Genomic DNA, 1,288 nt, shown 5'->3' with positions numbered 1-1,288 from the left:
GCGCACGGAGTCGTCGCCATCGGCCAGCGGCGGGAAGAGGAACAGGCCCAGGCTGTCGTGATGATGGCCGATGGTCACGCCCTTGAGCTCATCGCCGCCAGTGAAGACGACGCGGAACTCGGTGCGCGGGCGCTGGTCGACGCTGAGCGGGGAATTCAGGTCGCCGGCATCGCGCGGCGGCACCTCCAGCGTGCGCAGCAGCTTGACGGCACGGAACTGGCTGAACTTCAGCGGCATGCTGTTGCGCGCTGGCGGCACATTGATCTGCACGATGCGGTCGCTGGCATCGAGTTGCAACAGCTGGCCCATGCTGCGGCTGTTGTTCAGCCCCAGGATCTCGCAGGCCTCGGACCCACGCTGCACCTGCGGCTGGGGGTAGGCGGCATAGGGCGGGCTGGGCCAGAGAAAACCGGAGGCCGGGCCTGCCGCAGCGGGTGAGTCGGCATCGCCATGGGGCCAGGGCAGGGGCTGGGACGGGTCGGTCATGGGCTGGGCAGCAGGTGTGCCGATGATTATGGAGGGCTGCGGCGCTCGCGCTGGCCCCGAAAAACGCCATGCTGACGCCGCAGACCGACGGGCCGCAGGCGCTGCTCGGCTTCGACATGAAACGACACAATGGGGCCATGAACATCCTGCTCACCGGTTTCGAGCCCTTTGGCGGCGAGGCCATCAATCCGTCCTGGGAAGTGGCCCGATCGCTGCATGGCCAGATCATTGCCGGAGCGACGGTGCAGGCGCGTTGCCTGCCGACGACCTTTGGCGGCGCTCCCAGGGGCTTGGCTGAAGCGCTGTCCGTGCACAAGCCCGGGCTCGTCATCGCACTGGGCCTTGCAAGCGGCCGGGCAGAGATTTCCATCGAACGCTTGGCCGTCAATCTCATCGACGCGCGCATCGCCGACAACGCCGGCGAGCGCCCGCAGGATGTGCCGGTGCGAGCGGACGCGCCGCCGGCCTATTTCTCGACGCTGCCCGTCAAGGCCATTCGCAACGGGCTGCGCGCGGCCGGCCATCCGGTGGGGCTGTCGTTGACGGCGGGTGCCTTTGTCTGCAACCAGGTGTTTTTCGAACTCCAGCACCGGCTCGTTGGCCTTGGCGTGAAGAGCGGCTTCGTCCATGTGCCGGCCCTGCCCGAGCAGGCGGCTCGCACCCAGCCGACGGTACCCAGCATGGGCCTGGCGGCTCAGATCGATGCCATCAAGCTGGCGATTGCGATTGCACTGGAGGGCGACGAAGCCCTGGCATCGGCCCTGCCCGACGAGGGCGCACCGGTGGCCTGATCAGTCCTCGG

General features: G+C 68.1%; 1 protein-coding gene and 1 pseudogene. One reads left to right on the top strand and one right to left on the bottom strand.

The features are described 5' to 3' along the window. Positions 1 to 486 (bottom strand): annotated as a pseudogene (locus tag AC1DU6_RS31665) (hypothetical protein); the annotation flags it as partial. Between the two features lie 137 nt (positions 487 to 623). Here AC1DU6_RS31665 and pcp point away from each other — a divergent pair. Next, positions 624 to 1,277 carry a pyroglutamyl-peptidase I gene (gene pcp / locus AC1DU6_RS31660; protein WP_477862144.1) on the top strand — a complete coding sequence of 218 codons (654 nt, stop codon included), beginning with the start codon at positions 624 to 626 and terminating at the stop codon, positions 1,275 to 1,277. The last annotated feature ends 11 nt before the right edge of the window (positions 1,278 to 1,288 follow it).

The organism is Roseateles sp. P5_B10 (assembly GCF_056400485.1).
The sequence above is the reverse complement of the archived record's forward strand: the minus strand, read 5'-3'. Positions and strand labels throughout refer to the sequence as shown.

What these genes read in the sequence shown, in the direction of transcription:
- pcp (WP_477862144.1), top strand. Translation starts at nt 624, where the DNA reads ATGAACATCCTGCTCACCGGTTTCGAGCCCTTTGGCGGCGAGGCCATC.